The sequence below is a fragment of the Vibrio inusitatus genome, from assembly GCA_024346935.1.
Lineage (GTDB): Bacteria > Pseudomonadota > Gammaproteobacteria > Enterobacterales > Vibrionaceae > Vibrio > Vibrio inusitatus.
In genome coordinates this window covers 231,224-257,221 of the sequence record AP024878.1, presented here as the reverse complement: position 1 = coordinate 257,221, position 25,998 = coordinate 231,224, and the positions used below count along the sequence as shown (strand labels likewise).

Genomic DNA, 25,998 nt, shown 5'->3' with positions numbered 1-25,998 from the left:
TGTATATTACGTGACCATAAGATTACCTACTATTTGTAATAGCAATAAAGAATAAAGGGGTATGTTTAATAATCAAAAGGAATGAAAAAGTATTTTACCTACAAGACTTCAACTCTCACTTGGCTAAACCCAACAGCCATCGCACTCTTAGAGGCCGAATCTAAGTCATTGTAATAGCGCTGTTCTCCTTGCGGATCAGTAAGAGCAAGTATTCCGCCACGACTGTCTCTAAACTCTACCACCCATAAGCCATCTTGATCAGCTTGTTCTACGATTGCTTCCACCAAACGCTCAGAGCGATATAACACACGAAGTTCATTGATTGTCATATAACCGCTTGCTCCTATTCAACTCTACTAATGATGGACCAAACGCGCAAAAATGCGAATTGAGAACAGCTATCAATTACAAAACGATAGGCAATAAAAAACCCATCCGGAGATGGGCTTTATCATTCTAATAGGTACTTTAAAAAGCGACTTGTCCGCCAACAAACCAGCCGTCGACAAAGCCATAGGCTTTACTATCGAACTCTTTAAAGGTGTAGTCCAACACACGATAACCACCGCGTACAACCAAATCAACTGAATCTAGGTCGAAGGTGTATTGTAAACCAGCTGTTAAGTCGGCTGATTTAATATCAGATGTTTCACCAAAATCAAACTCACCGATGACCGCTAGGTTTGTATTAGGAACAGCGATTAATGCATTGGCATACCAACTAAAGATAATGCCATCAAAATCACCACTTTCACCTGTATCGGTATCTTCATAGAAACTATTGCGATAGTCAGTCAAAGTGAAGCCAAGATCCAACTCAAGATTTTCAGTTCTCAAAGGTCGATAATAGAAAGTGTAATCGAACTTATCATGAGCAATGTATTGGGTATCTAACGCAGTATAACGGATTCTAAAGTTAGGCAAATAAGGCACATCGTGCTCAATTTGCGCAGCAAGAACCGGAATCTCATCATCTTCTTGACGAGTTTCTCTGATCTTAGTGCTACCCCAGAACATGTCTGCAGTAACTTTACCATGAACACCTGGTTCAGCGACTTTTGCCTGCACCGACCAAGAACTTGCTAATGCACTGGCTCCTACGACCGCAATTAAAGTGCATTTGTTCATTTTCCACTCCCAAGAAAACTAAATTCGTTACTTTATGAGCAGATACTAGCATACATACACCTTAGTTAAATCAATAACTAACATCATGAACATGCACTTGTACGCTTAAGCACCCAGTAGATCACAACTGCAAGTAGAATATAAGGCAAGAACTTAAGTGCGACTCCCAGTAAACCTAGCACTAGGCTGAATGCAAATACGACAAAAAATGCCATTAATAGGCCAAAGAAAGTCAGACCCGTAAAGAAAAATACACCAAAGAACATCAACAACATAAGTAGCTCAAACATAGATACTCTCCAACTACAGATTAATAAGTAGGGGTAACATCGTGTTTAAACCCCATGATTACAGTTAGAAAGCAAGTACAGTGCCAACCTTGCATTGGATGCTAAGCCCCTGATTAAAGTTAATAAAAAAGGCCTTCACTGTATGTAAAGGCCCTTGGATGAATTGAATGTAGTGAAAATAACCAGTTAATGGTGAGTTTTACACACCTAGCTCTTTAGGGATTTTAGCCAATGCAGCCTCAACCACCTCAATACCAGAACCCGGCTTATGTGCATTTTCACTGATATAACGTCGCCATTGGCGTGCGCCAGGCATGCTTTGGAATAATCCTAGCATGTGACGAGTGATATGCCCTAGGTAAGCGCCTTCCGAAAGTTGTTGTTCGATGTATGGGTACATAAGCTCAACCACTTCACTGCGCTTAATAACCGGCTTGTCTTGACCAAATATACGCTGGTCCACTTCTGCTAACAGGTATGGATTTTGATAAGCTTCTCGACCAATCATCACGCCATCAAGATACTCAAGATGCTCTAACGTTTCTTCTAAGGTTTTCACACCACCGTTAACAGCAATATCTAAATGAGGGAAATCTTTCTTAATCTGATAAGCACGAGGATAATCCAATGGCGGGATCTCGCGATTTTCTTTCGGGCTAAGTCCACTCAGCCACGCTTTACGCGCATGAATAGTAAAGTGCTCACAGCCACCCTTCTCATTAACTGTAGAAACAAAGTCCGTCAAAAACTCATACGAATCTTGATCGTCGATACCAATACGAGTTTTTACTGTCACTGGAATATCGACTACAGATTTCATTTCGGCAATGCAATCCGCAACCAATTGTGGTTCAGCCATTAGGCAAGCGCCAAACCGACCATTTTGGACTCTATCAGATGGACAACCGACATTAAGGTTCACTTCATCATAACCGCGCTCTTCTGCCAGTTTTGCACAGTGCGCTAGATCTTTTACGTTTGATCCGCCAAGTTGCAGAGAAATTGGATGCTCTTGTTCGTTAAAACGTAGAAAGTCACCCTTACCATGAATAATCGCACCCGTTGTTATCATCTCGGTATACAACAAAGTGTTTTGCGATAGCAACCTGTGAAAATATCGACAATGACGATCCGTCCAATCAAGCATTGGAGCGACAGAGAGTCTAGAAGATGGGTACATAAGGTTCAATCCACGAATAAAAATGAGGCCGTATTCTACATCCTGTCTATAAAATAGACCAGTTTATTACAGGCATAAAAAAGACCAGCACTAAAGCTGGTCTTATATAACGTTAGATAAATTACGCTTTGTATTGTTTAAATGCGTTAATCAAACCGTTAGTAGAGCTATCATGCGAATCAACTGCAGAGCCGTCAGCTAGCTCAGGAAGGATTTGGTTTGCTAGTTGTTTACCTAGCTCCACGCCCCACTGATCAAAGGTAAAGATGTTCCAAATAACACCTTGAACGAAGATCTTGTGCTCGTACATTGCAATTAGGTTACCCAGCGTGCGCGGAGTAATTTGCTTCACAAGGATAGAGTTTGTTGGGCGGTTGCCTTCAAATACTTTAAATGGTGCTAGTTCAGCCACTTCTTGTGCAGATTTACCCGCGGCTACAAGCTCAGCTTCAACCACTTCACGAGACTTACCAAACGCCAATGCTTCTGTCTGAGCAAAGAAGTTCGACATTAGTTTCTGGTGGTGGTCACCCGTTGGGTTGTGGCTGATTGCTGGTGCAATGAAATCACACGGAATCAGTTTAGTTCCTTGGTGGATCAACTGGTAGAACGCGTGTTGACCGTTAGTACCTGGTTCACCCCAAATAATTGGACCAGTTTGGTAATCAACAGCATCGCCATTACGGTCAGTGTACTTACCGTTTGATTCCATGTTGCCTTGCTGGAAGTAAGCAGCAAAACGGTGCATGTATTGGTCGTATGGAAGAATCGTCTCAGACTCAGCACCGTGGAAGTTGTTGTACCAAATTCCAATAAGCGCAAGAATTGTTGGAATGTTGTTCTCAAGGTCTGTTGACTTGAAATGGTTATCCATCTCGTGAGCACCCGCAAGGAGCTCAACAAAGTTGTCGTAGCCTACACCTAATGCAATAGAAAGACCGATTGCAGACCATAAGGAGTAACGGCCACCAACCCAGTCCCAGAACTCAAACATGTTATCAGTATCAATACCAAACTCTGACACTGCTTCGCCATTGGTAGAAAGAGCAGCGAAGTGCTTAGCTACGTGTGCTTCATCTTGTGCTTCAGCAAGGAACCAATCACGCGCACTGTGTGCGTTAGTCATTGTTTCTTGAGTAGTGAACGTCTTAGAAGCCACCAAGAACAATGTTGTTTCTGGGTTCACTTTCTTAAGAGTTTCAGCAATGTGTGTGCCATCAACGTTAGAAACGAAGTGCAGGTTTAGGTGATTCTTGTATGGGGCTAATGCCTCAGTCACCATGAATGGACCTAGATCAGAGCCACCGATACCGATGTTCACTACATCAGTGATAGCTTTGCCTGTGTACCCTTTCCACTCACCATCAATAACGCGATCAGTAAAAGATTTAATCTTTTCAAGTACAGCGTTCACTGCTGGCATTACATCTTCGCCATTAACCACTACTGGCGTATTGCTGCGGTTACGAAGTGCAGTATGAAGAACTGAACGTCCTTCCGTCTTGTTGATGGTCTCGCCAGAGAACATTGCGTCGATCGCAGACTTCAGTTCTGTTTGTTTAGCAAGATCAAACAGGTGCTTCATCGTCTCGTTGTTCACTAAGTTCTTTGAATAGTCGACTAGGATGTCGTCGCCGAATTTTTTAGAGAAGTTATCAAAACGCTCTGAGTCTTGTGCAAAGAGATCTTTCATCTCCATATCTTGAGCTGATTCAAAGTGAGCAGTTAAGGCTTTCCAAGCATCGGTATGCGTCGGATTGATGTTTTTCAACATTGTGAGTTCCCATTATTTCTAATTTTAAGTTGTGCTCAACAAAGGGCAGACAAGCCACTCAATTGTTAAACGCCCCTGATACTGGTTCTAGTGGCCGTGCATTGTTCCGCACCACCACTTCAAATAATTTGTTCTAATGTACCGTGTTCTGGGGTCGATTTGGGATTATCACTGAAGCGTTTCACGCAGTTATTGACTCAGTTCACATTTTAATCTGCTAAATGCTGTCTTTAGTGTAAACAGGTATCACTCGTGAGGTGAGTTTTGTCACTAACTCATAGCCAATAGTTCCTACATACCTTGCTACTTCCTCTACGGGTAAAGCCTCTCCCCAAAGCACGGAAGGATCACCGACCTTATCGCTTGCATCAGGCCCAAGGTCCACGGTCAGCATATCCATCGATACTCTTCCAACTAATGGAACCTTGCGGTTGTTGACCAAGACAGGTGTGCCATTTGGTGCCATACGAGGGTAACCATCACCATACCCGACCGCTATCACACCGATTTTAGTATCTCGTTCTGAAGTCCAATTTGCACCATATCCTACGCTTTCACCAGCCTTAAGTTCGTTAACCGCAATAAGGTGTGAACGCAAAGTCATGACTGGGCGATAGCCTAACTGCTGTGCATCGTTGTCACTGAACGGAGACACCCCATACATGATTATGCCAGGTCGTACCCACTCAAAATGGCTATCACTGCGAGACAATATGCCCGAAGAAGCAGCAATTGAGCGCTCACCCGTGCAATTAGCCGTCGTATTTTTAAAAAGCTCAATTTGTTGCGAAGTGATTGGATTATCTAGTTCGTCTGCGCAGCCAAAGTGACTCATATAACGCAAAGGGTGAGCTACATTTTTGCAGTTATGTAGGCGTTGAATATACTCATCATAATGTTCAGGACGCACACCTAAACGGTGCATTCCTGTATCCATTTTCAACCACACAACAACAGGACTTTCCAGTTCTGCTTGTTCTAGAGCGTCTAGTTGCTCTTCGCAATGCACCACGGTTTGTATGTTATTGGCGACTAAGATAGGTAAATCACTCGCCGAGTAAAATCCTTCGAGTAACAATACAGGTTTAACAATACCACCGGCGCGAAGTTGCAATGCTTCTTCTATGCGAGCCACACCAAAGGCATCGGCACCTTCGGCGTGTTTGGCCACTTCTATTAAGCCATGTCCATAACCATTGGCCTTAACAACCGCGAGCAAACGACTGTTAGGCGCTTGCTTATGCAGTAATTCTATATTGTGGCAAAGAGCATCTGTATTAATTGATGCTACAGCAGCTTTTAATCTACTCATACCGCTTCCTACTCGTCATCATAATCGAATGCTGGACCTGCATAGTTATCAAAACGAGAGAACTGTCCTTGGAATGTTAAACGGACAGAACCGATTGGGCCGTTACGCTGCTTACCAAGAATGATCTCTGCGGTTCCTTTCATGGAACTGTCTGGGTTGTAAACTTCATCTCGGTAAATAAACATGATCAAATCGGCATCCTGCTCGATCGCACCTGATTCACGAAGATCTGAGTTGATCGGACGTTTATCAGCACGTTGTTCCAAAGAACGGTTGAGCTGAGAAAGCGCGACAACCGGTACTTGCAGTTCTTTCGCTAGTGCTTTCAAGGAACGTGATATTTCAGATATCTCTAAAGTACGATTATCTTGCATACCAGGTACACGCATTAACTGCAGATAATCGACCATGATAAGACTTAATCCTCCATTATCACGGGCGATTCGTCTTGCACGAGAGCGTAATTCTGTTGGTGTTAGACCAGAACTATCATCAATGAACATATTCTTCTTTTGCATCAGAATGCCCATCGTAGATGAAATACGAGCCCAGTCTTCATCGTCTAACTGACCAGTACGAATCTTCGTTTGGTCAACACGAGATAAAGAGGCAAGCATCCTCATCATAATCTGTTCTGAGGGCATCTCTAGGGAGAAGATTAAAACCGGCTTATCGGAGCTCATCGCTGCGTTTTCACACAGGTTCATTGCAAATGTGGTTTTACCCATAGATGGACGAGCTGCAACGATTATTAGATCAGAAGGTTGAAGACCTGCTGTTTTCTTGTTTAGGTCATTAAAGCCAGAATCCACACCGGTTACACCATCTTGCGGAGTTTTGTATAACTCCTCAATGCGCTCCAGCGTTTTCTCAAGAATGTTATCTACGTTCTGCGGACCATCTTTTTCACTACTTCGCTCCTCTGCAATCGCAAAGACCTTACTCTCAGCAAAGTCGACAAGATCACTGGATGAACGACCTTGTGGATCATAACCTGCATCTGCAATTTCATTAGCAACACCAATAAGATTTCGAACGACGGCCCGCTCTGCCACTATCTCCGCATACGCATTGATGTTTGCCGCACTCGGTGTGTTCTTTACAAGGTCAGCGAGATAAGCAAATCCACCTACATCTTCAAGTTGCTCTCGACGCTCTAAGAATTCGGATAGCGTAATTAAATCAAGTGGTTGGCTGTCTTCAAGAAGAGTTATTACCGCTTCAAAGATCAATCTATGTGGGCGACTATAAAAGTCTGTTGCCATCACTTTTTCGGCAACTGTATCCCAACGCTCATTATCCAGCAATAATCCACCAATTACCGACTGCTCAGCCTCTAATGAATGTGGAGGCGCTTTGATTGCATCGACTTGGGAATCTTGTTTTGTGTTTGTTCGTTGATCTACCATGAATGTGCTCAGTGACTTGCTGTTATTTGCATTATACCAATGCTAATGATGATGTGTTTAGAAAATTATCTTTAATAGATATCATCATAAAAACTAACCACTTATTGACGTTGTCTAAAGAGTGACAGGTTTGAAGTTGAGTGGACACCCATTGTATAATTTTTACCTAAGCTTGACGCTTAATCAATAAGTTGGGGTACAATGCGCCAGCGCTATTTTATGCTAGAGGTATTTCGTGTCGAAAAAACTGCTATTTTGTCTGGGGTCTCTGATGTGCTCAGTGCTCCATGCGGAAGAGCTTACTGATACGGATATCGAGAGCCCTTCCCCCTTCAAGAGCGAAGTAGAATTTGGTTATCAGGCTCACTCTGGAAATTCAGATTCTGAATCGCTAAACGCTCGACTCAGTGGCGAATACACCAAGAACCGCTATCGTGCAACCGGCGAATGGAAATATTACCTGTTATACAAAGACGGGGAAGAAGATAAACGTCAATCAACCTACGACCTTCAAGCGGATTATAAGTTAGGCTCCAAGAGCTATGCATATTCAAGTTTTAGTGGCTATGACTCGAAATACAGCGCTTACTATACAGATTACACCATATCTGCTGGTCTAGGTTATCAGTTAACTAACAGTAAACATTGGCTAATAGAAGGCGAACTAGGTCCCGGCTATCGCTATCAAGAACCCAACCTTGATGAGATCGATGATGATGACATTGTTTTTCCTGACGTCGTTAAAGAGGCGATCATTCGTGGCAACTTGGCTGCGACTTGGAAGCCCATTAAAACATTGTCGATTGGTGGAAAACTGACTGTGGTTGCTGGTGAAAGTAATACCCGTACCGATACAGAGATTTCAGTAATCAATGAAATCACCGCTGATATAGCGCTTAAATTGGTACATAACCGCCAATATCACAATAAGGTTCCAAATGGATTGAGTAATACAGACTCTATACTGTCGGTAAACTTATTGTTCCTTTTTTAGCTATCCCCATATTTTAGATAAAAAAAACACCGGCCAAGGCCGGTGTTTTCAAATCGTCTTTAGAGTAAAGAATTACTCTGCAGGTACAACTTGTAGGTTCACAGTTGCGAAAACTTCAGAGTGAAGTTGAACGCTTACTTCGAACTCACCAGTGTTACGTAGTGCGCCTTCAGGAAGACGAACTTCGCTCTTAGCAACTTCAACGCCAGCAGCTGTAACAGCGTCAGCGATGTCACGAGTACCGATAGAACCGAATAGTTTGCCTTCGTCACCAGCTTTAGAAGCGATAACAACTGCTTCTAGAGTGTTAACTTTCTCAGCACGAGCTTGAGCAGCAGTTAGTTGCTCAGCAACTTTAGCTTCTAGTTCAGCACGACGAGCTTCAAACATTTCAACGTTAGCTTTAGTAGCCATTACTGCCTTATTTTGAGGAATAAGGTAGTTACGAGCGTAACCAGATTTAACATTAACAGTATCGCCAAGTGCACCTAGGTTACCGATTTTATCAAGTAGAATAACTTGCATTATTTAATCCTCTATTTAATAAACGGTGCCGATTACTGATGCTTATCAGTGTACGGCAGTAGTGCTAGGTAGCGAGAACGCTTGATTGCACGAGCTAGTTGACGCTGATATTTAGCGCTTGTACCAGTGATACGGCTAGGTACGATTTTACCAGCTTCAGTGATGTAGTTTTTAAGAGTTGCTACGTCTTTGTAATCAATCTCTTGTACGCCTTCTGCAGTAAAACGGCAGAATTTACGACGACGGAAGAAACGAGCCATGGGCTATCTCCTGATCTTAAATTTGAGTGATATCTTGGGCATGTAAAACCAGTTTTCCTGAGCCGTTTCGACTCATTTGATAAGCAACAAAGCCGCTTACCCTGATTGTACTGCCTTTAACTAGTTCTTGAGTTAATGTGTGTGACCCTTTGCCACTCACCACTACAGGCATTCGACAGTAAACCTGTCTTGGAAGCTCAGCTTCCATCACATTTGAGCGATGCTCGAGCCAAAATTGGCAATGCGATATCCCCGAGGGGCTTTGCGTTCGAATTGGGTCTTTAGCAACAATGCCGCTTAAGTCCATTCGATTGGTCATACAATCAATTACTCAGCAGATGCTTCTGGCTTAGCTTCAGTACGCTCTTCGCGACGAGGAGCACGTTCAGCACGCTCTTCTTTTTGCTTAAGCATAATTGATTGCTCAGTCACAGCGCCTTTAGTGCGCATGATCATGTTGCGTAGAACTGCATCGTTAAAACGGAAAGCAGTTTCTAGCTCGTCGATCACAGCTTGATCAGCTTCAACGTTCATAAGAACGTAGTGAGCTTTATGAAGCTTGTTGATTGGGTAAGCCAGTTGACGACGACCCCAGTCTTCTAGACGGTGTACAGTACCGCCAGCTTCAGTGATAGAACCAGTGTAACGCTCGATCATGCCAGCAACTTGCTCGCTTTGATCAGGGTGCACCATAAATACGATTTCGTAATTACGCATTTGTTGCTCCTTACGGATTATTAGCTTCCACGAGTGGCTCGGTCGTCCAGAGGAAGCAAGGAACTAAAGATAAATGACCGAGTTTTAAGGACGGCAAATAGTACAGAAAGCAGGCAGTAAGATCAAGTAAAAAAAGGGCATCTGAAAAATATAGTTTCCCCATCCCTTATTGTCTTATATCTATTGATGTTTTTTATTCATAAACCCTTGTTTCTTAAGGTAACTAAGAACTGAGTGTGAAAGTTCAACATGGGACTCTTTGGTGTATTTTTGTTTGATGTAAACTTCAATCAAATTCTCGACTCTAAACACTTCAATCATCAGCTTAAGCTCCGGAAATACCGTATAACGTTACCAGTGTGCAGATTCTCGTTGTCGATAAATATCAAAAATCGCTTACTCAGTATGATCTCACCCTTGATACAAAAATAGGAGCCAAAGCTCCTATTTGATTTTACTATGGGTTAATGGCACTTAACCTTGACGTTGTCTCACCGCTTCAAATAAACAGACACCCGAAGCTACAGAAACATTCAGGCTTGATACTGAACCCGCCATAGGGATCTTAATCAAGTCATCACAGGTTTCACGAGTAAGACGACGCATGCCATCTCCCTCTGCACCCATCACAATCGCTAAAGGACCTGTTAGCTTGCTTTGATACACATCATGGGTCGCCTCTCCTGCCGTGCCTACAATCCACACGTTCTGTTCTTGTAGGTGACGCATAGTACGCGCTAGGTTAGTTACTCGAACCAATGGTACGGTTTCTGCGGCGCCACACGCTACTTTGCTTACTGTCGCCGTTAGAGGCGCTGATTTATCTTTTGGCACAATCACTGCCGCCACACCTGCTGCATCGGCGTTACGCAGACAAGCACCTAGATTGTGCGGATCCGTTACGCCATCCAAGATTAGAAGCAATGGATTAGCCTGAGAAGCTAGAATCTCGTCTAAGTCATTTTCATTCAGGGCTTTCGCAGGCTTAACACGGCCAATAATCCCCTGATGATTTGCACCATTGGCTTTATCATCCAGAGCCTTACGGCCTGTTTGCTGAATAGACACACCAAATACCTGAAGCTGATTGATTAAAGGTAACAAACGGTCATCCTGACGCCCCTTTAAAACAAACGCTTCGACAAAGCGTACAGGATCTTTCTCTAGTACCGCTTTAACTGCGTGGATACCGTAAATATATTCGTTACTCATTATTTGCTTCTCTTATTTCTTCGAACCACGAGCTTTATTCTTGCTGCTACGCGCTTTACTCTTTCGGGCTTTTTGCGACTTTTGCTTCTTCGATGCAGATTTCTCATCAGAGCTGCCATCTGGGCGAACCGTAGGTTCTACCATAGTCTTCGCACGTTTAGAGCTGCCTTTTCCTGCTGCGCCGTCTTTCTTTTTATCAAAGCGCTTCGCTTCTTCGACTAAGCGCTTCTTCGCCGTTTTTCCTTTGCCTTTAGGCGTACGCACAGTACCAGCTAATTCAAAATCAATCTGTTTGTCGTTGAGGTTAACAGCTAACACCTTAACCTTAACCTGATCACCTAAACGATATATTTGGCCAGAGCTTTCACCCACCAATCTTTGGCTCACTGCATCATAACGATAGTAGTCGTTAGCGAGTGCTGATATATGCACCAAGCCATCGATATGTAACTCAGTCAGCCTAACAAAGAAGCCAAAACCAGTCACATTAGCAATAACACCATCAAGCTCTTCACCTACATGGTCTTGCATGTACTCACACTTCAACCAATCCGCTACATCACGAGTCGCATCATCGGCACGGCGCTCTGTCGTTGAACATTGCTCACCAAATACATCCATATCATCAAAGGAGTAATGGAAGCCGCCTGTAGGTGTCCATCGGTCTTGATTATGGCCTTCTTGCTTGGCAATCAGGTACTTAATGGCTCGATGCAACAACAAATCAGGATAACGACGAATTGGAGAAGTGAAGTGCGCGTATCGCTTCAGTGCCAGACCAAAGTGTCCAGCGTTGTCGGGATTATACACAGCTTGCTTCATTGAGCGTAGCAACATTGTCTGAATCAATTCTTTATCAGGACGCTGGGTTACAACGTGCATCAAATCAGCGTAATCCGTAGGAGAAGGTGCAAGCCCGCCATTTAGGGTTAAACCCAGTTCACTCAAGAAATCTTTGAAACCAACGAGACGTTGCTCTCCTGGAGATTCGTGGATTCGATATAAAGCGGGTTCTTTTAGTTTCTCTACGAGTGAAGCTGAGGCAATGTTTGCCAAGATCATGCACTCTTCTATTAGCTTATGTGCATCATTGCGAATCACAGGTTCAATGCGATCAATCTTTCTATCCGCATTAAAAATGAACTTAGTTTCTACTGTTTCAAACTCTATTGCCCCTCTGCCATCTCTAGCAGTCTTTAGAGTGCGATACATATTGTGTAACTCTTGAAGATGCGGCACTAACGGTTCGTAACGCTGATTAAGCTCCTCATCGCCATTGAGAATATCATTTACCTTGGTGTAGGTAAGACGAGCGTGAGAGTTCATCACTGCTTCATAATGCTTATAGCCAGACAGTTTACCGCTTTCGGAAACCGTCATCTCACAAACCATACACAAACGGTCGACTTCTGGGTTTAATGAACATAAACCGTTCGACAGTACCTCTGGTAACATTGGTACAACTTGAGAAGGGAAATAGACTGAGTTACCGCGATTAATGGCTTCTTTATCTAGCGCAGAGTCTGGGCGTACGTAATAGCTGACATCGGCTATAGCTACCCATAACCGCCATCCTCCACTTTTTTTCTTCTCGCAGAAAACAGCATCATCGAAGTCTCGTGCATCCTCGCCATCGATGGTCACCAATGGTAACTCTCTAAGGTCAACTCGCCCTTTTTTAGCCTGCTCTGGAACTTCCTCTTCAAGAGAAGCTATTTGCTTGGTAACTTCTTCTGGCCATTCATTTGGAATTTGGTGTGTACGAATAGCGATTTGAGTTTCCATGCCCGGCGCTAGGTTTTCTCCGAGTACCTCAACCACTTGACCTGTCATGCCTCGAGAACGACTCCCCCTGTCGGTAATCTCGATAACCACAACATTGCCCATTCGAGCACCCATTCTATGTTCTTTGGGTATGAGGATATCTTGATGGATTCTTGAATCGTCGGCAACGACATAGGCTTGTCCAAATTCCAAGAAGAAGCGACCAACGATCTGCATGGAGCGTTCTTCAAGCACTCGAACAATACGAGCCTCTTTTCGACCTCGTTTATCCGTGCCCGATTCTTGAGCGAGAACATAGTCACCATGAATGATGCCACGCATCTGGTGGAATGGCAGAACAAGGTCATGCTCTTTTCCAATCACACCTTCAGGCCGCACCCAGCCAAAACCATCTTTATGACCAATTACATGCCCTTTAATCATCTCAAGTTTTTCTGGCAAGGCGAAGCATTGACGACGAGTAAAGACCAACTGACCATCGCGTAACATAGCATTTAGCCTGCGACGTAAGCCTTCATATTGTTCTTCACCATCAAGTTCAAGGGCGGTAAATAAATCATTGCGATTCATTGGTGCGCCAGCACTTTCTAGAAAGCTTAAAATAAACTCTCTACTCGGCACTGGGTTTTCATAATTTTTCGCCTCTCGATCTGCATGGGGGTCAAGAGAATTAGAATCGGACATGGAGTGCTCATTAATTAGAATAATTGAGTAAAGTATATTCTAGTAATGCCCTACAAGGAAAAAATGCTTTAAAAATTAATGAAATATTCGCTTTTACGTCTAGCCCTTAGACAACAGAATCATTAGATCTGAATTATCATCGACCAAATCATCAAGATTGCATTTATCTAACTCAGCCAAAAAGGCTTCTTTCGCTTTATGTAGATAATTCTTAAGGCGGCACGCCGGGGTAATGTGACAAAATTCTGGGGAGCAATTGATTACTGTCAGTGGTTCTAGCTCTCTGATCACATGCCCTATATTTATTTCACTTGCTGGCTTGTTCAGTCTAATGCCACCATTCTTACCTCGAATAGTTTCAATAAAACCGGTTTGCCCTAACTTGTTAACGATCTTAACCATGTGATTGCGAGATATACCGAATACTTCACTGACCTGAGTAATATTTGTCAGTTCATCATCTTTAAGTGCTGCTAAGTAGATGAGCGTGCGGATGGCATAGTCAGTAAAGCTAGTAATTTGCATATAGTGGTACTCCGTATCGTTCAACAAGTGTAATTCTTTTGTTGACTTTAATATACACTTTCTACAACATTAAACATGAATCTTAAATACACCTTTAAATGAGACGCTAAGATGTTAGAACAAAAAACCATTGATATTGTTAAAGCTACTGCTCCACTCTTGGCAGAAACGGGCCCTAGTTTGACAGCTCATTTCTATGATCGCATGTTTGCACATAATCCAGAGTTGCAAGATATTTTTAACATGAGTAATCAGCGCAATGGGGACCAAAGAGAAGCATTATTCAATGCTATCTGTGGTTACGCTTCTAACATCGATAACCTCGGTGCCCTATTACCCGTTGTAGAAAAAATCGCACAAAAACACACAAGTTTCATGATCACTGCAGAGCAATACAACATCGTTGGTAGCCATTTATTGGGCACTATTGACGAGTTATTTTCTCCGGGCCAAGAAGTACTTGATGCATGGGGCGAGGCTTACGGCGTTCTAGCGAATATATTTATACAACGCGAAGAACAGATTTATGTGGCCAACGAACAAAGCCTAGGCGGATGGCGTGGGCTTCGCGAGTTCGAGGTAGTAGAGAAAAAAGATGAAAGCGCTGTAATAACAAGCTTTGTATTCAAGCCTATTGACGGTGGTTCAGTTGCTGACTTCAAACCTGGACAATACCTAGGTATTTACCTCAACACACCAAAATTTGAAAACCAAGAAATTCGTCAATACAGTCTATCGGCAGCAGGTAATGGCAATACTTATCGCATTTCAGTGAAGCGCGAAGGAGAAGGTAAAGTGTCTAATTTCTTGCACGACCACCTTCAACAGCGTGATATCGTCAAACTTGCACCGCCTGCAGGCGATTTCTTTTTAGATTCAGAATCGAAAGAACCTGTAGTACTTATCTCTGCAGGCGTTGGTCTTACTCCTATGTTATCTATGCTAGAGACGCTGGAGCAAAGCAATCAAGCTGTGACCTGGCTGCATGCAGCTGAAAATGGCGAACATCATGCCTTTAAACAGCACGTATCTCAACTTTGCAATCGCAAGGATAACTTTGAGCACTTCACTTGGTATCGAAGCCCTCTAGCATCGGACCTTCAGTCTGAAGACTATCAAGCAGAAGGGTTAATTGACCTATCTAAATTGAATCAAGAGCAGCTACCAAAGAATGCCAAAGTGTACTTCTGTGGCCCTGTTGTCTTCATGCAATCTGTAGCTCAACAACTCATCGACCTAGGCTATGCTAAAGAGCAGCTAAACTATGAGTGCTTTGGGCCACACAAGGTTCTTTAATAAAAAGCAGAATGACAGATACAAAAAAACCGGCAATTGCCGGTTTTTTTTATTCAAGATACCTATTCAATTAAGAATTAAATGGGTGAACCTTGATCATAGTCTCGTTACGGTCAGGACCGGTAGAGATAATATCGATAGGCACGCCTGTGAGCTCTTCAATGCGTTTGATGTAATCTAGAGCTGCTTTTGGCAATTGCTCAAGAGAAGTTGCACCGTATGTTTTTTCAGACCAACCTGGTACTGTTTCATAGATAGGCGTTGCTTCTTCAAATGCTTCTGCAGCCATTGGAGAAACTTCTAGTACAGAACCGTCTTTCATCTTGTAACCAGTACAGATTTTCAGTTCTTCTAAGCCGTCTAGTACGTCTAGTTTAGTTAGACAGAAGCCAGTAATTGAGTTGATTTGAACCGCGCGACGCATAGCCACTGCATCAAACCAACCAGTACGACGCAAGCGACCTGTTGTTGCGCCAAACTCATGACCAACATCACCTAAGTGCTTACCTACTGGGTCTTGCTTGTCCAAGCCATCATATAGCTCAGTTGGGAAAGGACCTGAACCTACGCGAGTACAGTATGCTTTTGCAATGCCTAGAATGTAGCCAATGTGACGAGGACCAAAACCTGAGCCCGCTGCAACGCCACCTGCTGTAGTGTTAGAAGACGTTACGTATGGGTAAGTACCGTGGTCGATATCAAGCAGAGTACCTTGAGCACCTTCAAACATCATCTTGTCGCCACGCTTACGTGCTGCGTCAAGTTCATCAGTTACGTCAATAACCATTGAAGTAAGAAGATCTGCATAGCTCATCGCTTGCTCTAGAACTTCTTCGTAGCTTACTGTGTCTGCTTTGTAGAAATGCTCTAACTGGAAGTTATGGAATTCCATTACTTCTTTTAGTTTTTCAGCAAATGCAACTTTGTCGAACAAATCACCAACGCGTAGACCGCGACGAGCAACTTTATCTTCGTATGCTGGACCAATACCACGACCTGTAGTACCGATAGCTTTCTTACCGCGTGCAATTTCACGAGCTTGGTCGATAGCGACATGGTAAGGAAGAATTAGAGGACACGCTTCTGAAACGAATAGACGTTCGCGTACTGGGATTCCGCGGTCTTCAAGAGGTTTCATTTCTTTCAGAAGTGCTTCTGGAGAAAGTACAACACCGTTGCCGATAATGCATTTTACATTATCACGCAGGATGCCTGATGGAATTAAGTGTAGAACGGTTTTTTCACCGTCAATAACTAGAGTGTGGCCTGCATTGTGACCGCCTTGGTAGCGCACCACGTACTTCGCATCTTCAGTTAAAAGGTCAACGATTTTACCTTTACCTTCGTCACCCCATTGGGTGCCTAAAACAACTACGTTATTTCCCATCTTTCCAAATCTGATTGCTAGTTAAAAAAGGATTCTAGCACCGAAAAATCAAATTTGCAGTCATTTTTTAAACACTAACCATAAAATAATGGCGGTTATTCCTATTGATTTAAGCCAAAAGCAAAGAGTTTATTAATGCTCACAGTAACATAAAGGTAATTACTGCTCCGGCAACAACAAGACATCCACCCAGCCTTCTCAGTTGATTATCAGGTTGCTGGCTCAGCTGTGCCATCATATTGCGCCATGCGTTTGGAGCGAGTAACGGACCAATACCTTCCAAAATTAAAACTAAGCCTAAGGCAATCCATATTCCTTGAGACATATCTACTTCCTATTTTTTATGAATAAAAAAGGCTCCTGTAAAAGGAGCCTTTGCGATATCTAGCTGATATTACTTACGCGGTGCGCCGCTTGAATCGTTCATGAAGCGGAAGAAGTCGCTCTTCGGATCAAGGACCATGATGTCCCCTTTCTGCGAGAATGATTTCTCATACGCTCTAAGTGAACGAACGAAGCTGTAGAACTCAGGATCTTTGTTATACGCTTCAGAGTAAATCTTAGCTGCTGTTGCGTCTGCATCACCACGAGTTACTCGAGCTGTTCTGTCAGCTTCTGCAAGGACAGTTGCTACCTCTAGCTCAGCTTGAGCTCGGATAACTTCTGCCTTCTCACGACCTTGAGAACGGTGCTTACGCGCTACAGATTCACGTTCAGCACGCATACGACGGTAGATAGACTCAGAGATTTCATCCGGTAGGTTGATCTTCTTCATTCTGAAGTCAACTACGCGAACGCCCAAGTCATCCATTGCGCTTTGACGAGTATCTTCCAATACTACAGACATGATCTTATCACGCTCACCGTCGATCTCTACAGCTTCACGAGCTGCTTCAGAAACCGTATCATCCAACTCATCTTCATCAGGCAATACAGCTTCATTACGAGGACCCGATACAATCTGCTTGATTTCACGAGAACCGATTTCAGCACGAAGCACGTCTGTGACTTTACGCTCCAATAGTGCTTGCGCTGTCAGTGCATTACCACCACCAGTTGCTAGGTAGTACTGACCGAAGTCTTCGATACGCCATTTAACGTACGAATCGATGATAACGTCTTTTTTCTCTGACGTTACAAATCGATCAGAACGGCCATCCATAGTCTGGATACGTGCATCTAGACGCTTCACGTTGTCAAACAATGGCATTTTAAAATGCAGACCTGGCTCATGGATACGAGACATATCATTGTTATCTTTCAAGATACGACCAAATCGAACCACGATACCGCGCTCACCCTCAGGGACAACGAATACCGACATTAGCATTAGTGCGAGTGCAACCACCAATACTGGGATCATTAACTTACGCATTCCTAGTATCTCCCTTGACGAGTAGTAGTTGAACGAGTGTCAGTTGAAGACGGTTGCGGTGTTGTCTTCGCATCTAGTTCTATCTTGTCGTACGTTGAAGACGACTTGCTAGCACGGCTAGTTGAAGAACTATCTTGACCTGCTAACTTGTCGATTGGCAAGTACAGTAGGTTACCGCTTGATTCTGAATCAATAAGCACTTTAGACGTGTTTGAGTACACTTCTTCCATTGTATCTAGGTACAGACGATTACGAGTAACCTCTGGAGCCGCATGATATTCCGGTAGTAGTTTCTCGAACTGAGCCACTTGACCAAACGCTTCGTTCACGATGCGCTCGCTGTAACCCAATGCCTCTTTCTTCAGACGCTCTGCACGACCTGTTGCTTTCGGCAAAATTTCATTCTTATAAGCTTCAGCTTCACGAATGAAACGCTCCTCATCCTCACGCGCTGCGATAGCATCATCGAATGAGTCTTTAACTTGCTCTGGTGGACGTGCTGATTGGAAGTTGACGTCAACAACAAGGATACCCATGTCGTAGCCATCAATAATTTCATTCAGAGTCTCCTGAGTGCTTTGACGAATTTGCTGACGACCACTTGTTAGGATGCTATCCATCAAAGAGTCACCGATCACTGCACGCAATGCAGAGTCAGTAGCTTGACGCAAACTGTCATCCGCGTTTGTTACGCGATACAAATACTTGTACGGATCAGATACGCGGTATTGAACACCCATACCAACAGTTACAACGTTTTCATCTTTCGTAAGCATTAAGCCTGAGGCTTGAAGTGCACGAATTGCTTCAACGTTAACTGTTGTTACTTCATCGACGAAACGTGGACGCCAGTTCAGACCAGGATCTACGATGCGGTCGTATTTACCTAAACGAAGTACTACGCCACGCTCTGCTTCGCCTACGGTGTAGAAACCAGAGGCAACCCAGATAACGATAGCAACTACAGCAATAAGGCCAAAACCAACTGCACCACCACCGCCTGATGATGAACCACCACCACGCTTGCCAAATTTACCACCCAGCTTTTGACTTAGTTTATTAAATACTTCGTCTAAATCTGGTGGTCCTTGATTGCGACCACCGGATTGTTGATTACCACGATCTTTATTACCCCAAGGGTCATTATCGCGGCCATTGTTTCCGTTGTTATTTCCAGGCTCATTCCACGCCATTAGAAAACTCCATCACTAGATATGACGTTATAAAGTAACAGTCTTTTAACCGACTATAAAGTCGTCCAACTGCGCCTCTTCCCTCTTTTGCAGTCTAGCCCAATCGGCTTGCTGCATTCGAATATCAATCAACAAGTTACCTTCTGAATCATATGCTTCTTGTCGAATAGATTTCATATTGAAAAATACACCGCGTAAACGCCCCTGATATAAGGGAGGAATACTTAGGGTATATTCGACCATTTGACTCGCTAAGCGTTCAGTCAACGCTTGAAAAAGTAGGTCTAAACCCAAGCCTTCCATCGCAGAAACCCACACGGTAGTGGGCACACCCTCTTCGTTATACTCAATACGAGGAGACTGCTGTTCCATGTTGTCTATCTTGTTCATAACAAGTAAGACTGGGATCTCATGCGCATCGATCTCTTCTAAGACGATATCGACAGCTTGGACATTCTCTCTGAAACGCTCGTCACTAGCATCTATAACATGTAACAAGATGTCTGCTTCTTGGGTTTCCTGTAAGGTTGCTTTAAAGGCTGCAACCAAATCATGCGGAAGATGACGAATAAAACCTACCGTATCCGCAAGGATAGCTAAGCCTACATCATCTAACTCTATCTTACGTAGAGTTGGGTCCAAGGTAGCAAATAACTGGTCAGCAGCATAAACGCTAGCTTCAGTAATCCTATTAAACAAAGTGGATTTGCCGGCGTTGGTGTATCCAACCAAAGAGACAGTAGGGATTTCAGCTCGCTTTCTTGCTCTGCGACCTTGTTCGCGTTGCTTAGCTACCTTTTCTAGGCGACGTAAAATCGCTTTGATTCGGTCTCTTAGCAAACGACGATCGGTTTCAAGCTGGGTTTCACCCGGCCCTCTTAAACCAATACCACCTTTTTGTCTCTCCAAGTGAGTCCAACCGCGTATTAATCGGGTGGATATATGACGCAACTGCGCCAACTCTACTTGCAGCTTACCCTCATGGGTTCTCGCCCTTTGAGCAAATATATCCAAGATAAGACCTGTACGGTCTAACACTCGGCATTTGCACAACTGTTCTAGGTTTCGTTCCTGAGCAGGAGAAAGGGAATGGTTAAAGATAACTATCTCAGCCTCAAGTTGCTGAACAAAATCAGCAATTTCTTGTGCTTTACCCTCACCCACAAAGTACTTCGCATGGGGGGATTGACGGCTACCCGTTATGGTTTGCAGGTTGTTAACACCCGCAGAAGACACTAACATCTCAAATTCAGCTAGGTCTTCCCACTCCCCTTCTTGTGTAAAATTAATATGAACAAGTACCGCCTGTTCACCTGATTCATACCGGTCAAACAAGCGATAAGCTCCTTACACAAGATACTTGATGATTAAATAACTTTTTCAATTAGTCTTCAGATTTCTCTTGAGTGCGATCTGCACGTTCATTACTGCTGTGATGAGTTACTGCTCGTGCAGGAACTACTGTCGAAATAGCATGCTTGTATACCATCTGATTCACGGTATTTTTCAATAGGATCACAAATTGATCGAAAGACTCGATTTGACCCTGAAGCTTGATGCCATTGACAAGATAAATAGAAACTGGCACGCGCTCACGACGCAATGCGTTTAAAAATGGGTCTTGTAAAGATTGCCCCTTTGCCATTGTTATTTTCCTTATTAGTATGTTGTTGTAATTATTTAGCAAGTGACAGTAGAAAAATTGTACTGTTTACGCATCCTAGCTAAACCAAACAATACCTCAATAAATTCTACGTTCCGTGTAGAGGTATTATTCATGTAAAACGATCATATTATACACAGCAAATTCAATTAGATGCTATGACATTTGCGATAGTTTCTACCCCATGATCGATATTTTGACTATCGAGCCAAGTTAGGTCTTTCCAACTTCGAAGCCAAGTAATCTGGCGCTTCGCTAATTGCCTCGTCGCACAGACTCCTTTAAAGATTGCTTCATCAAAGCTGTACTCCCCTTCTAGATAGCCCCACATCTGACGGTAGCCAACACAACGAATGGAAGGAAGATCTGGATGTAAATCAGATCGTTGATGCAACGCTCTGACTTCATCTTCAAATCCAGTATCTACCATTTTTTCGTAACGAAGCTCTATACGTCGATGCAGTTCTGAGCGCTCTTGAGGGGCAATAGCAAACTGTTTCACATCATACGGGATAGGATCTCCCTTCTGTTGCGTCAATTCAGTTAATGTTTTTCCTGAAATCCGAAAAACTTCTAAAGCACGAGATAAACGCTGTGGATCATTAGGATGAATGCGCTCAGCTGAGACAGGATCTATCTGTTTTAGTTCATCATGTAAGACTTGCCAACCCTTTTGTATCGCTTCTTGCTCGATTTGAGCTCGAATTTCTTGATCAGCTGCTGGTAATGGAGAAAGCCCTTCTAGCAAAGCTTTGTAGTACAGCATAGTGCCTCCCACTAGCATAGGGATCTTCCCTTGAGAGGTTATCTCATCCATTAATTGCAGTGCATCACGACGAAAATCTGCCGCTGAATAAGATTCTACAGGATCGATTATATCAATAAGGCGATGAGGGGCTGCTGCTTGCTCATCCGCTGTCGGTTTAGCCGTGCCGATGTCCATTCCCTTGTATATTAGAGCGGAATCAACACTGATTAACTCAATAGGAAAACGTTGTCGAAGGCGAATCGCCAGTTCGGTTTTACCGGAGGCTGTTGGGCCCATTAAAAATATGGCCAAAGGCAATTTATCATTCATGTGATAGCGCTTTAATTTGGGTGGAAAAGTCCACTAATTGAATAAGTTTCGTATCTTTTAAATCGAGACTTTGTGCAGAAGCCCCCTCTAAGTCAGACAGTAACTGAACCGCTTCTGACAAAGTGTAGGTCTTATTTTGTTCCGCTACCTGAGAAGCTAACCATAGGCTTAGCTGCTCAAACGACAGTTGTTGTCCGTTACTCAATATATCAATGAGCCTAGAGAACAGCTGTTGAAGATTATGCTGCCTCAAGGGCTGAGGTACAGCCATTATCATCACTTTAGCACCGGCTTTAAACATCAACTGAATCGCGAAACGCTCAAGCACCGGCTGAATTTTCTTAAGTAGGTCGATATCTTCGTTTCTTACTCGCAGAGCAAGAGGAATCAACAATGGTTGCTTAATCAATTGCCTTTGATCGACTGACAATTGCCCTCGAAGCTTTAATATTTCCGCATAAGACAAGGCGAGTAACCCACATCCTGCGTTAGTGTTAACCAGCAAAAATTGCTCATTGATGATTGTTAAAGCCTTTCCTAGCTGAGTTATGGGTTGATCTATAACGGAGGGTGGAACCTCCTCGGCAGAATTAGACTCAACCGTCATTAGTTGTTGATAGACCTTAGCTTCTTGTTCAGACACCTGAGGTTTTGGTGCTCTTAAGGTGTTATTTTGTCCCCAACTTGAACGCGACTGCCCTTCATTTCGTGGTGTATCGCAAGATCCCTCTGCCTTGTTAGGATAGGCAGGAATCTGTTGCATCGCCTGCGCTTCTCTTTGTGAAGGAGATGGTGATGTTGCTTTCGGTTCAGGGTTAGAATTGAAATTGGTTTGCTCCAATTCACTTATAGAAGATTGCTGCGGATGAGGTGTGGCGAATGCACTCTCTCGTCTCTCCTCTGAAATGAACTGGTGCGACTGTCCTAGCGCATCAACAAGGGCTTGATAGATAAAATCATGTACCAGTCGCGCTTGATGAAAGCGCACTTCATGTTTCGCTGGGTGAACATTCACATCTACTTGATGCGCATCTATCTCAATGAACAGTACATAAGCTGCAAACTGCTCAGGGCGCAACGCTAGTTCGTAGCTTTGACGAATAGCATGATTGATGAGTTTGTCACGCATCATTCTGCCATTCACATAACAGTATTGCAGATCACCTTGCGAGCGCGCAGCCTCGGGAGTGGTTATCCAGCCATACAATTTAAGGTCTTGGTGCTGCAGTTCCACCTTAAGCATATTGTCTGCAAAGTTTTTCCCACAGACAGATTGTATGCGTTGCTCTATCTGACGTTCTGTTTTTGCAGCACGGTATTGTTTAACCAATTTACCATTGTGTCGAAGATTGAGAGTGACATCAAAGCGACTCAAAGCAATACGCTTTAACAACTCTTCAATATGAGTGAACTCTGTTTTTTCAGTACGCAAAAACTTTCGTCTTGCAGGCGTATTAAAGAACAAATCCAACACCTCGACCGATGTACCCACAGGATGAGCAGTAGGCTGCAGCTTGACCTGCATATCCCGGCCTTCAGAATAAGCAGCCCACGCTTGCTCTTGTGTTGCTGTTCTTGAGGTTAAGGTTAAGCGAGAGACTGAACTGATACTCGCCAGTGCTTCTCCTCGAAAACCCAAACTCATAATAGCTTCAAGATCATCTAAGGTGGTGATTTTTGAGGTTGCATGTCGGCTCAGGGCAAGCTGAAGTTCATCCTTAATGATGCCCTTTCCGTTATCCCTAATACGAATCAGTTTACTACCACCTTTTTCGATATCGATATCGATACGAGTAGCTCCGGCATCGATGCTATTTTCAACCAACTCTTTCACCACAGAGGCCGGTCTCTCGACCACTTCTCCAGCTGCTATTTGGTTTGCCAGTCTTGCTGGTAGTATCTTAATTTCACTCATCGATTTGGAATAATCAGCGTCTGCCCAATGGCAAGCTCATCGGAACGAAGGTTATTGGCACTGCGAATACTACTGACAGTCACGCCATACTTAGATGCGATCTTACCCAGAAACTCTCCTCGCTGAACCTTATGATGTCTTATTGGTGCATCTTTTACAGCAACGGTAATCTTAAGCTTTTGCCCGACACGAACTGTATTTGATTTAAGGTTGTTCTCTCTTTTTATCGAGGCAACCGGCACTTTGTAACGACTTGCTATCTTGCCTAAATACTCTCCAGATTTTACCACATGGGTGACTGTTTTAGTCTCTACGGTATTAAGTGTGCTCGTTGGTACTGAAGCACCAGGAATTGTCAGCTTCTGACCAACTTTGACTGTATCGCTTTTCAGGTTGTTTGCTGATTTAATCGCACTAACCGATACTCCGTGTTTTTGAGCAATCTTCGATAAGAAATCACCGCGCTGAACAACATACGTCCCACTGTGGCTTGGGCTCTTATCAAATCCGGTTCCTTCAGGTGGATTCTGTTTTAGATACGTCACAACTGCACGTGACAAAGCACTCGCTAACTTGTCTTGGTATGAACGCTGAAAAAGAAGTTTTTCTTCGGTCGGATTTGAAATAAAGCCGGTCTCAACGAGAACTGAGGGTATTTGAGGTGAACGCAACACCGCAAGGCTAGCTTCACTTGGCTTACTTTTATGTAGACGAGCGACTTTTTTTAACTCTCCTAGTATCTCCGTCGCTAGTTTCTCGCCCTCTCGTTTCGAGTGAGTAAACTGCAAATCCAATAATGTTTGGTTTACGTTTTTATCCGCTCGAGTCACAGTGGAAGTGCCACCTAACTTCTGAGATTGACGCTCTTGATTTTCCACCCAGCGAGATATCTCTGTGTTCCTGCGGCGGTCATTCAAGAAGAAAACGGATGCGCCTCTTGGCTGCGGTGAGGTAAAGGCATCTGCGTGCACGGAGATAAATAGGTGCGCTTTCTCACGGTCGGCAATCGCAACGCGCTGATCTAAATTCACATAGTAGTCGCCAGTTCGAGTCAACTTGGCTCTAATACCTGGGATAGCATTCAGTTGTGCTGCAAGCTTCCTTGAAACACTCAATGTTGTATGCTTTTCATATTTACGGCTAGGCCCAATGGAGCCTGGATCTTTGCCACCGTGGCCTGGGTCGATAACGATAACCACATCTTGTCGACTAGGTACGGTAGTCTTTGTCACGACAATCGGCTTAGCAACAGGCTGAGACTGGCTTGTTGCAGAGAGAGGGAAGTCGATAACTAAACGATGACCGGCACCGTTTCCAGGATTCAGCTTGAATAATTTAGGTGAAGACTTTCCCTTCAACTCAAATACCAATCGAAAGGTATCTTTATTAGGAGGAGAACTCTCTCTCACCTTGGTTAAGATAGGGCTTTTGGTTACCGATTTTGGTAATTTAGAACGATTAGCAGTGTTCTTAAGATCTACAACCAAACGGTCCGGACTACCTAAAGTAAAGTAGCTGAAATCAGCAGACTGGCTCAGATCAATAACAGTCCTTGTTTCTTTATTAGTGGTCGAAATACGGATGTCCTTAATCTCGTTCGATTGCACGGCGGCAAATAACGAAGAAACAAAGAACAAGGCAAACGCCCATATTGAATTCTTAATCAATTTAACTCCAGATTTTCAATCAGTGTTAATCCATTGTCACTGTTTGCGGTAATAGTAGCGACACGACCTTCGCCCTGATAACGAATGTCGATATCTAGATCTGCTTTAGGCAGCAACCCTACCCCTCTCTCTGGCCATTCTACAAGGCAGATTGCATCAGGGGTAAAATAGTCTCGAATTCCCATAAACTCGAGCTCTTCAGGGTCAGCAAGACGATAAAGGTCAAAGTGATACACTTGCCAATCCTGCAAGTTATAAGGTTCGACCAAGGTATAAGTTGGGCTCTTAACGTTACCTTTATGTCCCATAGACTGGATAAAACCACGACTAAAGGTAGTTTTTCCCGCACCAAGATCGCCATGTAAATAAATGGTCGTCTGCTCAGAACACAGGGCTGATAAATTTGCTCCCATTTTTACAGTGTCATGCTCATCTTTGAGGGAGAAGTGCTTCTGGGTCATAAAAGGGTCGTCTTTACTTGGTTTTATTAATAATGACCTAATTATCTCTACTGAGCGCGTTTTGTCGAGCAAACCCGCCTCTTTGGTAGACGATGACCAATAAATTTCATTCAAAAGCACTTCGAATGAGTCGTAGTGTTACGTGTCGACAAGTTTATTCGCTAAAAT

General features: G+C 43.6%; 26 protein-coding genes. 2 read left to right on the top strand and 24 right to left on the bottom strand.

All coding sequences use genetic code 11. The features are described 5' to 3' along the window. Positions 1–98: 98 nt before the first annotated feature. The 7 genes from OCU48_RS01255 to OCU48_RS01225 all read right to left on the bottom strand — a co-directional run bounded on the left by OCU48_RS01255 (position 99) and on the right by OCU48_RS01225 (position 7,093). Complete coding sequence (locus OCU48_RS01255) at positions 99–329, bottom strand: thymidylate kinase (protein WP_141347272.1); 231 nt, start codon at positions 327–329, stop codon at positions 99–101. Between the two features lie 139 nt (positions 330–468). Continuing rightward, positions 469–1,128 (bottom strand): TIGR04219 family outer membrane beta-barrel protein, encoded by a 660-nt coding sequence (locus OCU48_RS01250; protein ID WP_141347271.1) that lies wholly within the window; start codon positions 1,126–1,128, stop codon positions 469–471. A gap of 83 nt (positions 1,129–1,211) precedes the next feature. Beyond that, positions 1,212–1,418, bottom strand: a complete 207-nt coding sequence (locus OCU48_RS01245; protein WP_141347270.1) for an envelope stress response protein PspG — start codon at positions 1,416–1,418, stop codon at positions 1,212–1,214. A gap of 199 nt (positions 1,419–1,617) precedes the next feature. Further along, on the bottom strand, positions 1,618–2,598 hold the full coding sequence (dusA, locus tag OCU48_RS01240) for a tRNA dihydrouridine(20/20a) synthase DusA (RefSeq protein WP_141347269.1): 981 nt from the start codon (positions 2,596–2,598) through the stop codon (positions 1,618–1,620). A gap of 121 nt (positions 2,599–2,719) precedes the next feature. Beyond that, the gene (pgi, locus tag OCU48_RS01235; RefSeq protein WP_141347268.1) at positions 2,720–4,372 is read right to left on the bottom strand and encodes a glucose-6-phosphate isomerase; all 1,653 of its coding nucleotides are present in this window, start codon (positions 4,370–4,372) and stop codon (positions 2,720–2,722) included. A gap of 217 nt (positions 4,373–4,589) precedes the next feature. Further along, on the bottom strand, positions 4,590–5,684 hold the full coding sequence (alr, locus tag OCU48_RS01230; protein WP_141347267.1) for an alanine racemase: 1,095 nt from the start codon (positions 5,682–5,684) through the stop codon (positions 4,590–4,592). A gap of 8 nt (positions 5,685–5,692) precedes the next feature. Further along, positions 5,693–7,093, bottom strand: a complete 1,401-nt coding sequence (locus OCU48_RS01225) for a replicative DNA helicase (protein ID WP_141347266.1) — start codon at positions 7,091–7,093, stop codon at positions 5,693–5,695. A gap of 271 nt (positions 7,094–7,364) precedes the next feature. On the opposite strand from OCU48_RS01225, the gene OCU48_RS01220 reads away from it, so the two are divergent. Beyond that, positions 7,365–8,087, top strand: coding sequence for a DUF481 domain-containing protein (locus OCU48_RS01220; RefSeq protein ID WP_141347265.1), 723 nt, complete (start codon positions 7,365–7,367; stop codon positions 8,085–8,087). Positions 8,088–8,159: 72 nt separating this feature from the next. On the opposite strand, the gene rplI is transcribed toward OCU48_RS01220, so the two are convergent. From rplI to nsrR, 7 genes are all read right to left on the bottom strand, one after another. Then, positions 8,160–8,612, bottom strand: coding sequence for a 50S ribosomal protein L9 (gene rplI / locus OCU48_RS01215; RefSeq protein ID WP_141347264.1), 453 nt, complete (start codon positions 8,610–8,612; stop codon positions 8,160–8,162). A gap of 32 nt (positions 8,613–8,644) precedes the next feature. After that, entirely contained in the window at positions 8,645–8,872 is a 228-nt protein-coding gene (gene rpsR, locus OCU48_RS01210; protein ID WP_000090472.1) for a 30S ribosomal protein S18, read from the bottom strand. Between the two features lie 16 nt (positions 8,873–8,888). Then, positions 8,889–9,191, bottom strand: coding sequence for a primosomal replication protein N (gene priB, locus OCU48_RS01205; RefSeq protein WP_026012832.1), 303 nt, complete (start codon positions 9,189–9,191; stop codon positions 8,889–8,891). An 8-nt stretch (positions 9,192–9,199) separates the two neighbouring features. Continuing rightward, positions 9,200–9,589 carry a 30S ribosomal protein S6 gene (gene rpsF / locus OCU48_RS01200; RefSeq protein WP_141347263.1) on the bottom strand — a complete coding sequence of 130 codons (390 nt, stop codon included), beginning with the start codon at positions 9,587–9,589 and terminating at the stop codon, positions 9,200–9,202. A gap of 474 nt (positions 9,590–10,063) precedes the next feature. Further along, positions 10,064–10,801 carry a 23S rRNA (guanosine(2251)-2'-O)-methyltransferase RlmB gene (rlmB, locus tag OCU48_RS01195; protein WP_141347262.1) on the bottom strand — a complete coding sequence of 246 codons (738 nt, stop codon included), beginning with the start codon at positions 10,799–10,801 and terminating at the stop codon, positions 10,064–10,066. A 12-nt stretch (positions 10,802–10,813) separates the two neighbouring features. Further along, positions 10,814–13,270, bottom strand: a complete 2,457-nt coding sequence (gene rnr, locus OCU48_RS01190; RefSeq protein ID WP_141347261.1) for a ribonuclease R — start codon at positions 13,268–13,270, stop codon at positions 10,814–10,816. 99 nt (positions 13,271–13,369) lie between these two features. Next, the gene (gene nsrR / locus OCU48_RS01185) at positions 13,370–13,795 is read right to left on the bottom strand and encodes a nitric oxide-sensing transcriptional repressor NsrR (protein ID WP_141347276.1); all 426 of its coding nucleotides are present in this window, start codon (positions 13,793–13,795) and stop codon (positions 13,370–13,372) included. A 111-nt stretch (positions 13,796–13,906) separates the two neighbouring features. Here nsrR and hmpA point away from each other — a divergent pair, with 111 nt between their 5' ends. Next, positions 13,907–15,091: an NO-inducible flavohemoprotein gene (gene hmpA, locus OCU48_RS01180; protein ID WP_141347260.1), complete on the top strand. Its 1,185-nt coding sequence runs from the start codon at positions 13,907–13,909 to the stop codon at positions 15,089–15,091. A 70-nt stretch (positions 15,092–15,161) separates the two neighbouring features. On the opposite strand, the gene OCU48_RS01175 is transcribed toward hmpA, so the two are convergent. From OCU48_RS01175 to tsaE, 10 genes are all read right to left on the bottom strand, one after another. Further along, positions 15,162–16,478, bottom strand: a complete 1,317-nt coding sequence (locus OCU48_RS01175) for an adenylosuccinate synthase (RefSeq protein ID WP_141347259.1) — start codon at positions 16,476–16,478, stop codon at positions 15,162–15,164. Positions 16,479–16,617: 139 nt separating this feature from the next. Beyond that, positions 16,618–16,803, bottom strand: a complete 186-nt coding sequence (locus OCU48_RS01170) for a DUF2065 domain-containing protein (RefSeq protein WP_017027510.1) — start codon at positions 16,801–16,803, stop codon at positions 16,618–16,620. Between the two features lie 69 nt (positions 16,804–16,872). Then, on the bottom strand, positions 16,873–17,853 hold the full coding sequence (hflC, locus tag OCU48_RS01165; RefSeq protein ID WP_141347258.1) for a protease modulator HflC: 981 nt from the start codon (positions 17,851–17,853) through the stop codon (positions 16,873–16,875). A gap of 2 nt (positions 17,854–17,855) precedes the next feature. Next, positions 17,856–19,046 (bottom strand): FtsH protease activity modulator HflK, encoded by a 1,191-nt coding sequence (hflK, locus tag OCU48_RS01160; RefSeq protein WP_141347257.1) that lies wholly within the window; start codon positions 19,044–19,046, stop codon positions 17,856–17,858. A gap of 45 nt (positions 19,047–19,091) precedes the next feature. Further along, positions 19,092–20,381, bottom strand: a complete 1,290-nt coding sequence (gene hflX / locus OCU48_RS01155; RefSeq protein ID WP_141347256.1) for a ribosome rescue GTPase HflX — start codon at positions 20,379–20,381, stop codon at positions 19,092–19,094. Positions 20,382–20,430: 49 nt separating this feature from the next. Further along, complete coding sequence (gene hfq / locus OCU48_RS01150) at positions 20,431–20,691, bottom strand: RNA chaperone Hfq (RefSeq protein ID WP_017027514.1); 261 nt, start codon at positions 20,689–20,691, stop codon at positions 20,431–20,433. Between the two features lie 163 nt (positions 20,692–20,854). Then, the gene (miaA, locus tag OCU48_RS01145; RefSeq protein WP_141347255.1) at positions 20,855–21,787 is read right to left on the bottom strand and encodes a tRNA (adenosine(37)-N6)-dimethylallyltransferase MiaA; all 933 of its coding nucleotides are present in this window, start codon (positions 21,785–21,787) and stop codon (positions 20,855–20,857) included. Continuing rightward, complete coding sequence (gene mutL / locus OCU48_RS01140; protein WP_141347254.1) at positions 21,780–23,702, bottom strand: DNA mismatch repair endonuclease MutL; 1,923 nt, start codon at positions 23,700–23,702, stop codon at positions 21,780–21,782. Before mutL ends, miaA begins: the two co-directional genes overlap by 8 nt. Further along, a complete protein-coding gene (locus OCU48_RS01135) occupies positions 23,699–25,369 on the bottom strand; it encodes a LysM peptidoglycan-binding domain-containing protein (RefSeq protein WP_141347253.1) in 1,671 nt (556 codons plus the stop codon). The genes mutL and OCU48_RS01135 overlap by 4 nt, the downstream gene beginning before the upstream one ends. Next, on the bottom strand, positions 25,366–25,830 hold the full coding sequence (tsaE, locus tag OCU48_RS01130; protein WP_141347252.1) for a tRNA (adenosine(37)-N6)-threonylcarbamoyltransferase complex ATPase subunit type 1 TsaE: 465 nt from the start codon (positions 25,828–25,830) through the stop codon (positions 25,366–25,368). The genes OCU48_RS01135 and tsaE overlap by 4 nt, the downstream gene beginning before the upstream one ends. Positions 25,831–25,998: the final 168 nt, after the last annotated feature.